Consider the following 9,127-nt stretch of genomic DNA (forward strand, 5'->3'; position numbering starts at 1 on the left):
AAGCAGGGCTTTCGCCACGCGACCGGGCACGTCGGAGAACACCAGGTCGCCGACCACCTCGTTGGTGCGGCGCAGCCGGCCGGCGAGCTGGTTCAACAACGCCTGGGCAACGTCAGGGTGGGTGACCAGGACGGGGCTGAGCGCTTCGTGGCCGAGGCTCTTGAGCGTGACATCAGTGACCGCCGTGGCGGTGGCCGAACGCGGACCCGGATCGAAGAAGGACAGCTCGCCGAACATCTGGCCCGGACCGAGGATGGCGAGCAGGTTCTCGCGACCATCAGGAGACGTGCGACCGAGCTTGATCTTGCCGTCGATCACGATGTACAGCTGGTCGCCTTCGTCGCCCTCGTGAAACAAGATCTCGCCACGGCGGAGCCCGCCGTCGGACATGGAAGCGGCCAAGGTGCCTGCCGCGTCGTCGTCCAACCCGGCGAACAAAGGAGCCTGCCTCAGAATCTCGTCGCTCACAGCCATTCCTTCACGTCGTGTCGAATCTCACAGTCGCACGCAGTTTCCCACACGACCGGCATTCCACGCGACCGGCACGCCTCGAGACGGTCACGAACGTAGGCTGGGCCGATGCCCGCACCTGTCACTCACGGTCAGCGGCCCGAGACCGCGTTGGTGCGTCGGGCTCGCATGATGGACCGCGTGCTGGCGCAGGCCTACCCCAATGCGCACTGTGAGCTGGACTTCGTCGACCCTTTCCAGCTGCTGGTGGCCACCGTGCTCTCCGCGCAGACCACCGACCGTCGAGTCAACAGCATCACCCCGGCGTTGTTCGATGCGTATCCGACCGCCCACGCGATGGCGGCGGCCGATCGAGCTGCGGTCGAGGAGATCATCCGACCCACCGGCTTCTTCCGCGCCAAGACCGCCAGCCTGCTGGGCCTGTCCGCAGCCCTCGTCGAACAATTCGACGGTGCGGTTCCTGCGCGGCTCGACCAGCTGGTCACCCTGCCGGGTGTGGGACGCAAGACCGCCAACGTGGTGCTTGGGAACGCGTTCGGAGTTCCGGGCATCACGGTTGACACCCACGTGGCTCGGATGATCCGTCGCTTCGGGTGGGTCGACGACGCCACCTCTCGGGACCCGGTCAAGGCCGAGCACGCTGTGGGTGCACTGTTCCCGCCGCGCGACTGGACCATGCTGTGCCAGCGACTGATCTGGCACGGTCGACGGTGCTGTCACGCCAAGAAGCCCGCGTGTGGGGCCTGCCCGGTCGCGCAGTGGTGCCCTGCGTTCGGCGCCGGTCCGACTGACCCTGAGGTGGCGGCAGCTCTGGTCACGACGCAGGGTCCAGCGTGAAGTGTCACGGCATACCCGTCACAATGGATCTCGACGCGGCGCCACGGCCCCGTCCGCGCCCGTGCGCGCCAGCCATCTGAGCGGGGGTCCGGCCATGATCGGCACTGGGCTGCCCGACTGGTTGCTTCCCGTCAAGGAGTCGCTCGGAACGGTGACCGCGAAGCGGCTTGCCCCGAATTCGCCCCAACCCCCGGCTGACGCCCGCCCGGCCGCGGTACTGATCTTGTTCGCCAACGGGCAGAGTGGCCCGGAGATTTTGCTGACCCGTCGTGGCACCACGATGCGTCATCACGCTGGTCAGATCTCCTTTCCTGGCGGCGGGTCCGACCCCACCGACCCCGATGCCGTCGGCACGGCTCTGCGGGAGGCGCAGGAGGAGGTCGGCCTGGACCCGACGACGGTCGAGGTCATCGGCGTCCTCCCCACGTTGTGGCTGCCGCCCAGCAACTTCGCGGTCACGCCGGTGCTGGGGTACTGGCACACGCCCGAGCCGTTGGTGTCGACCAACGAGCACGAGGTCGTCGAGGTCCTGCATCAGCCCATCCGCGAGCTGGTCGATCCGGCCAACCGGTACAGCGTCACCCACCCATCGGGCTGGGTCGGTCCGGCGTTCGAGGTCGGCGCGACTGTCCCCCTGTGGGGATTCACCGCCGGTATCGTCGCCCGACTGTTCGAGGTTGTCGGCTGGGACGAGCCGTGGAACACCGGAGATCACCGACCTCTGCCGGATGGTGCGTGGTGAACTCACTCGACATCGCGCTGATCGTGATCGTCCTCGCCTACGCCGTCAGCGGCTATGCGCAGGGCTTCGTCGTGAACCTCATCGCCACCGCGGGCCTCCTGCTCGGCGGATTCGTCGCGATCGCGGTCGTGCCTCGTGTCATGGACGACGCGACGCAGGATCTGGGATCCTCCTTGCTGGCGCTGGGTCTGGTGATTGCCGCCGCCGCGGTCGGACAGGCGATCGGAACAGTGGTGGGGGCAGAGCTGCGGACCGGTCTGCGATGGAAGCCGCTGCGCTGGCTCGACGCGGCGGGCGGCAGCGTCTTGAGCATCGTGGCCGTGTTGGTCGCGGGCTGGGCGCTGGGCTACTCGGTCAGCGGCACCTCCATCCCGTACCTGGCGTCGGCCTCGAGATCGTCAGCCATCCTGCAGGAGGTCGACGGCGTCATGCCGGCGCGCGCCACGTCGGTGCTGCGCTCGTTCAACGACGTCCTCGACACCAACCTCTTCCCGCGGTACATCGATCCGTTCGAGACCGAGCAGATCACCGACGTCGGGCCACCCGATGAGGAGACCCTCCAGCAACCCGGCGTGCAGGAGGCGCGAGGCAGCGTGGTCAAGATCCTCGGCCAGGCCAGCTGCAACCGCGGCATCGAAGGATCTGGGTTCTCCTATGCACCCGGTCGCATCATGACCAACGCGCACGTCGTGGCCGGCGTGAGCTCGCCGAGCATCGTCATCAACGACCAGCGCATTCCGACCCGAGTGGTGTTGTTCGACAAGGATCTCGATGTCGCGGTGCTGGCTGCTGACAACGTGCAGCTGCCAGCGTTGGACTTCGACCTCAGCGGCGCCAAGGGCGACTCGGCGGCGATCCTCGGCTTCCCCGAGAACGGACCATTCGACGCACGTGCTGCCCGGATTCGCGATCGGATCGACCTGCGCAGCCCTGACATCTACGACAACGGCCAGGTCGTGCGCGACACGTTCTCGGTCCGCGGCCTGGTGCGGTCGGGCAACTCCGGCGGTCCGCTGGTGTCTGCCGACGGCGACGTGCTGGGCGTCATCTTCGCGGCGTCGATCTCCGACAAGTCCACCGGCTACGCGCTGACCGCCGAGCAGGTCGCGGCCTCCGCGCGCCAGGGCATCGCCGGCTCCAAGGCCGTCTCCACGGGCGGTTGTGCCTGATGCGATCATTCTTCGCCGGTTTGTCCGCCCTCGTGGCGACGCTGGCCCTCGCGCTGGCGCTGCCGGTCGGCTGGGTGGCCCAGCACGTCGCGGACGAGGACGGATACGTGGCGTTCAGCGCCGAGCTGGTCGACGATCCGAAGTTCCGCGGCGAGATCGTGCAGGCCGTGACCGACGACATCGTGAAGCGCGCTGGAGTGCCTGACGCATTCGCTCCGCCCGTTCGTTCTGCCCTGCAGGCCGCTTCAGCCGATGTGGTCGAGTCGCCGGACTTCCGTTCCGCCTTCGGTGATGCCCAGCGCGAGACGCATCGGGCCGTCTTCGGCGACGCGGCCGACATGCCTGCGGGGATGGAAGCCGAGGACCGGGTCGTGATCGACCTTGCGCCCGTCGCCCAGACCATCATTGACGCAGCAACCGCCAACCTTCCGGTCTCGATCGAGGCACCGGAACAGCTGATGGTCGCGGTCGGGGGCAGCGAGGAACGGCAGGCCGTCGACGCCATCGATCGCATGCCACGCCAGGCGATCGTGTTGCTGGCGGTTGCGGCTGTCGCAGCGTCCCTCAGCCTGCTGGCTGCGCGCCGGAGCTCGTCGATGCTCGCATGGCTGGGTTTCGGGGCGATCGTTGCGGCAGGCCTGGCCCGCGTCCTGTCGATGGGCGTCCTGTCGGCACTGATGGACAGCAGCAATGCCCCGAGTGCACTGGCAGCGCGGGCTCAGCGACTGCTGGCGGACGCAGCGCTCGCGTCGCTCGACGAATGGCTGATCATCACCGTCGTGGGTGGCGGCATTGCTGTCGCGCTCGGCCTGCTGGTGCGAGCGATCAGCGGTTCTCGCTGATCAGACGACCTGCGAGCGCCCCTTGAGTGCCGAGGGGATCGCCTTCGCGGTCGTGATCGTCTGTTCGGGGACGCTGACCTTCTTGATCAGGCGGATGCCGACGATCGCCAGCACGACCATCAGCAGCAGATAGAAACCACTGACGATGAGGAAGGCCCACGCGGCGTGGAGTCCCGTCATGGTGAGGAAGTAGGCCGCCGTGATCGACAACAAGATGACCAGCAAGAGGGCCAAGAAGGCGACGACGGCGAACAGGCCAGCCCCAATGCCGCCGGACTTGACGCTGACCTTGAGCTCGGTCTTGGCCAAGGCGATCTCGGACTGCACCAGCGCCGAGATGTCCCGACTGGCGTCGGCCACCAATCGGCCGATGGTGGGTTCGTCGGCAGACTTCTGCGGCGTGCTCATGCTTGCGACCCTACAAGTTCTGGTCGCCGGGTGCCGTCAGCCGACGCTGACGGCGTGATCAGTCCTCGTCCGTGGCCGTCTGCATGCCGGCGGTGATCTTGTCCATGATCCCCGAGTCGGCCAGCGTGGACGAGTCTCCGACCGCACGGTTCTCCGCGACGTCGCGCAGCAGCCGCCGCATGATCTTGCCCGACCGCGTCTTGGGCAGCTCGGGGACGACCATGATCCGTTTTGGCTTGGCGATCGCGCCGATCTCCTTGCCGACGTGGTCGCGCAGCTCGGCGACGACATCTGCTCCACCATCTCCAGCGGACTCGCGCAGGATGACGAACGCGACCACGGCCTGGCCCGTGGTGTCGTCGGTGGCGCCCACGACCGCCGCCTCGGCAACCTTGGGGTGCGAGACCAGAGCCGACTCGATCTCGGTGGTCGACAGACGGTGCCCCGACACGTTCATGACGTCGTCGACACGACCCATCAGCCAGATGTCGCCATCGGAGTCCTTCTTGGCGCCGTCTCCGGCGAAGTACATGCCCTTCCAGCGGGACCAGTAGGTCTCCTGGTACCGGTCGTCATCGCCCCAGATGGTGCGCAGCATGGCGGGCCACGGTTCGGTGATGACCAAATAGCCGCCCTCGCCGTCGCCGACCGGCTTGCCGGTGTCGTCGACGACTTCGGCACTGATGCCGGGGATGGCCCGCATGGCCGATCCGGGCTTGGCCGAGGTGACGCCGGGGAGCGGGCTCATCATGTGCGCCCCGGTCTCGGTCTGCCACCACGTGTCGACGATGGGCGTGCGGCCGCCACCGATGTTGTCGCGGTACCAGACGTAGGCCTCGGGGTTGATCGATTCACCCACCGAGCCGAGGATGCGCAGGCTCGACAGGTCGTGCTCGGCTGGAATCTGCTCGCCCCACTTCATGCAGGTGCGGATCGCGGTGGGGGCCGTGTAGAAGATCGAGACCTTGTACTGCTCGATGATCTCCCACCAGCGGCCCTTGTGCGGGGTGTCAGGCGTGCCCTCGTACATCACCTGGGTGACGCCGTTGGCGAGCGGTCCGTAGACCATGTACGAGTGACCGGTGACCCAACCGATGTCGGCGGTGCACCAGAAGATGTCGTCCGGCTTGTAGTCGAAGACGCCCCAGAACGAGTAAGCGCTCTGCACCAGGTAGCCGCCTGTGGTGTGCAGGATGCCCTTGGGCTTGCCGGTGGTGCCGGAGGTGTACATCACGTAGAGCGGGTGCTCGGCGTCGAAGGCCTCGGGGGTGTGGTCGGCGGAGGCGGAGTCGACGACGTCGTGCCACCACACGTCGCGGCCCTCGGTCCACTCCACGTCCTGACCGGTGCGCTTGACCACCAGCACGTGCTCCACGGTCTTGCCGCTGGCCTCGCAGGTGGCCATCGCCTCGTCGACGGCCGGCTTGAGGGCCGACGGTGCGCCGCGCCGGTTGCCGCCGTCGGCGGTGATCACCAGCTTGGCGTCGCAGTCCTGGACCCGGCTGGCGAGGGCGTCAGAGCTGAATCCGCCGAACACCACGGTGTGCGGGGCGCCCAGGCGGGCGCAGGCCAGCATGGCGACGACGGCCTCGGGGATCATCGGCATGTAGATGGCGACCCGGTCACCGGTCTCGACGCCCAGATCGATCATCGCGTTGGCAGCCTTGCTCACCTGGTCCTTGAGATTCGCGTAGGTGAGGTCGCGAGTGTCGCCGGGCTCGCCGACGAAGTGGATGGCCACACGGTCGCCGCTACCGGCCTCGACGTGCCGATCCACGCAGTTGTAGGCCGCGTTCAGGGTGCCGCCGACGAACCACTTGGCGAATGGTGGGTTCGACCAGTCGAGCACCTCGGTGAACGGCTCGGCCCACGTGATGCGTTCGGCCTGCTCGGCCCAGAAGCCCAGCTGGTCGGCTGCGGCGCGGTCGTACGCGTCGGCCTTCAGATTGGCGTTCTCGGCCAGTTCTGCAGGCGGCTCGAAGCGACGGTTCTCGTTCGACAGGTTGCTGATGCCTTGCTCGGACACGGTGCTGCTCCTCGTGTTGACGACTCAGTTGCATTGTTGCTCAGGACCCAGGGTGTGACCATGGCGGTGGGCGGAAGGTGGGTGGAGCCCCGCCCCACCTCTCCCAGCCATGGACCGAGCGAAGCGAGGCGAAGCGCCCGGGCGCAGCCCGGCAGCGGCGAGGCACGAGTCGCTGGAGCGAGGAGCGCCAGCGACTCGCGCGCTCTACTTCTCCGAACCCGCCCCAGTCATCGACCGGACGTCCAGCTCCATGTAGCGGGCCTCGGCATCGGCGTCTCGTGCCGTGACGGTGCCCAGCCAGCCGAAGAAGAATCCAAGCGGGATCGAGATGATGCCCGGGTTCGCCAGCGGGAACCAGCTGAAGTCCGCACCGGTGATCATGGCGGTCTCGGACCCCGACACGACGGGAGAAAAGATCACCAGACCGACGCACGAGATCAGGCCGCCGTAGATGCTCCAGATGGCGCCGCGGGTGTTGAAGCGACGCCAGAACAGGTTGTACAGCAGCGCCGGCAGGTTCGCCGAGGCCGCGACCGCGAAGGCCAACGCCACCAGGAAGGCGATGTTGAGCTTCTGCGCCGGGATGGACAGCGCGATGGCCACGCCACCGATGACGAACGCGGACAGGCGCGCCACCTTGACCTCCTGCTTCTCGGTGACGTCGCCCTTCTTCCACACGTTGGCGTACAGGTCGTGCGCGACCGACGAGGCCGACGTGAGGGTCAGCCCGGCCACGACCGCGAGGATCGTGGCGAACGCGACCGCCGAGATGAACGCCAGCAGCACGGCTCCACCGGTCGAGCCAGCGCCACCGCCCACGGCTTCGGCGAGCAGCGGCGACGCGAGGTTGCCGCCCGAATCGGCGATGTCCTGCTTCTTGTCGCCCGTGACCAGCGCGGCGGCGCCGAAGCCGAGCACGAGAGTCATCAGGTAGAACGAGCCGATCAGGCCGATGGCCCAGAGCACCGACTTGCGTGCCTGGCGGGCGGTCGGCACGGTGTAGAACCTGATCAGGATGTGCGGCAGGCCCGCGGTGCCGAGCACCAGAGCCAGGCCGAGCGAGATGAAGTCGATGCGGCTCGCGGTGGAGACGCCGTACTTCAGTCCCGGCTCGAGGAAGGCCTTGCCGGCCCCGCTCTCCTCGGCGGCGGTTCCCAGCAGGTCGCTGAGGTTGAAGTTGAACTTCGCGAGCACCAGCACCGTGATGAGGACGGTGCCGACCATCAGCAGCACCGCCTTGACGATCTGCACCCACGTGGTGCCCTTCATGCCGCCGACCGTGACGTAGAAGATCATCAGCACGCCGACGCCGGCGATGGTGAGGTTCTTGGCCGTCTGGCTGTCGACGCCGAGCAGCAGCGCCACCAGAGCACCTGCGCCGACCATCTGGGCCAGCAGGTAGAAGATCGACACCACGACCGTCGAGGTCGCTGCAGCGGTGCGCACCGGGCGCTGTCGCATCCGGAAGGCGAGCTGATCGGCCATCGTGAATCGGCCGGAGTTGCGCAGCAGCTCGGCCACCAGCAGCAGGGCGACGAGCCAGGCCACGAGGAAGCCGATCGAGTACAGGAACCCGTCGTAGCCCGAGAGGGCGATGGCGCCGGATATGCCGAGGAAGGATGCGGCCGACATGTAGTCGCCGGCGACGGCGAAGCCGTTCTGTGCACCGGTGAAGCTGCGGCCGCCCGCGTAGTAGTCGGCAGCGGTCTTGGTGTTGCGGCTGGCCCAGAAGGTGATGCCGACCGTGATCAGCACGATGACGATGAACAGCGACCCGGTCAGGGCCTGATTGCCGTCGTCGGTGGTGGCCGCCTGCAGCGCGCCCGCGTAGGAGGAGATGGTGGCGCTCATCGCTCGATCTCCGCTTCGTACTCTGCGCGGAGCCGGTCCGCGGTGGGGTCGAGGCGCTCGGCCGCGAACCGGGCGTACCAGATCGCGATGCCGAACGTCGTGACGAATTGCAGCAGCCCGAACACCAGAGCGACGTTGATGTTGCCGAACAGCACATGGCCCATGAAGCCGGACGCGTAGTTCGACATCAGGACGTACAGCAGATACCAGACCATGAAGCCGACGGTGACCGGAACGACGAAGCGCAAGAAGGTTCGTTTCAGGTGCACGAAGTCCTCGGACGCATGGATGCGCGCGTAGGCCGCTTCGGCCTCAGCGCTGATTCTCTCCACCATGGGAATTCACCTCTTTCGATGCATGGCGACGCGTGCGCGTGGCCAGGATGTGGGCAGGCTCGAGGGGTGGCGACGGGCCGACTGTGTGGACAGACAGCCGGGTCGAGGCGTCGCAGCGAAGTGGCCCATACATCCCCCGATGTGTGTTGGCGCAGGTCCGGACCCGCGGCCCCGCGTTCGGGACGACCATACGCCCAGATGTGATGTGCCGCACAAGTCCGTGCGACCCCGACTCGACAGCGAAGCGGCCAGATGCCACGGTGGAACGTCCCGTCAGCACAGGCTGAACCGGCTTGCGACGGATGAGATATCTTGACGTCAAGAAACTTTCACATTCCCACACGCGCGCGAAACGGAGTCCCCGTGGCTGAGTCGACGATCATCTACACCCACACCGACGAGGCGCCTGCGCTGGCGACGCACTCGTTCCTCCCGATCATCCGGGC

The 9,127-nt window shown here is 67.3% G+C and carries 10 protein-coding genes; 5 read left to right on the plus strand and 5 right to left on the minus strand.

Features of this window, described 5'->3' with window-relative positions:
- A partial coding sequence (locus WB508_RS03190) for a Crp/Fnr family transcriptional regulator (protein ID WP_423843431.1) occupies positions 1–474 on the minus strand: 474 nt, incomplete at its 3' end.
- Between the two features lie 105 nt (positions 475–579).
- Here WB508_RS03190 and nth point away from each other — a divergent pair.
- The 4 genes from nth (at position 580) to WB508_RS03210 (ending at position 4,061) form a co-directional block, all read left to right on the plus strand.
- Positions 580–1,308 carry an endonuclease III gene (gene nth, locus WB508_RS03195; protein ID WP_423843432.1) on the plus strand — a complete coding sequence of 243 codons (729 nt, stop codon included), beginning with the start codon at positions 580–582 and terminating at the stop codon, positions 1,306–1,308.
- A 94-nt stretch (positions 1,309–1,402) separates the two neighbouring features.
- Positions 1,403–2,050 (plus strand): NUDIX hydrolase, encoded by a 648-nt coding sequence (locus tag WB508_RS03200; protein ID WP_423843433.1) that lies wholly within the window; start codon positions 1,403–1,405, stop codon positions 2,048–2,050.
- Positions 2,044–3,219, plus strand: coding sequence for a MarP family serine protease (locus tag WB508_RS03205; RefSeq protein ID WP_423843434.1), 1,176 nt, complete (start codon positions 2,044–2,046; stop codon positions 3,217–3,219). Before WB508_RS03200 ends, WB508_RS03205 begins: the two co-directional genes overlap by 7 nt.
- Positions 3,219–4,061, plus strand: a complete 843-nt coding sequence (locus tag WB508_RS03210) for a hypothetical protein (protein WP_423843435.1) — start codon at positions 3,219–3,221, stop codon at positions 4,059–4,061. The genes WB508_RS03205 and WB508_RS03210 overlap by 1 nt, the downstream gene beginning before the upstream one ends.
- Here WB508_RS03210 and WB508_RS03215 read toward each other — a convergent pair whose 3' ends face one another.
- The 4 genes from WB508_RS03215 to WB508_RS03230 all read right to left on the minus strand — a co-directional run bounded on the left by WB508_RS03215 (position 4,062) and on the right by WB508_RS03230 (position 8,681).
- Positions 4,062–4,469 (minus strand): phage holin family protein, encoded by a 408-nt coding sequence (locus tag WB508_RS03215; RefSeq protein ID WP_423843436.1) that lies wholly within the window; start codon positions 4,467–4,469, stop codon positions 4,062–4,064. It abuts the gene before it with no gap.
- Between the two features lie 58 nt (positions 4,470–4,527).
- Positions 4,528–6,495, minus strand: a complete 1,968-nt coding sequence (acs, locus tag WB508_RS03220; protein ID WP_423843437.1) for an acetate--CoA ligase — start codon at positions 6,493–6,495, stop codon at positions 4,528–4,530.
- A gap of 204 nt (positions 6,496–6,699) precedes the next feature.
- A complete protein-coding gene (locus tag WB508_RS03225) occupies positions 6,700–8,346 on the minus strand; it encodes a solute symporter family protein (RefSeq protein WP_423843438.1) in 1,647 nt (548 codons plus the stop codon).
- Positions 8,343–8,681 carry a DUF485 domain-containing protein gene (locus WB508_RS03230; RefSeq protein WP_423843439.1) on the minus strand — a complete coding sequence of 113 codons (339 nt, stop codon included), beginning with the start codon at positions 8,679–8,681 and terminating at the stop codon, positions 8,343–8,345. Before WB508_RS03230 ends, WB508_RS03225 begins: the two co-directional genes overlap by 4 nt.
- 363 nt (positions 8,682–9,044) lie before the next feature.
- Between WB508_RS03230 and WB508_RS03235 the strand changes: the two genes are divergently transcribed.
- A partial coding sequence (locus tag WB508_RS03235) for an NADP-dependent isocitrate dehydrogenase (RefSeq protein WP_423843440.1) occupies positions 9,045–9,127 on the plus strand: 83 nt, incomplete at its 3' end.

The sequence above is a fragment of the Aeromicrobium sp. genome (assembly GCF_049586495.1).
GTDB lineage: Bacteria > Actinomycetota > Actinomycetes > Propionibacteriales > Nocardioidaceae > Aeromicrobium.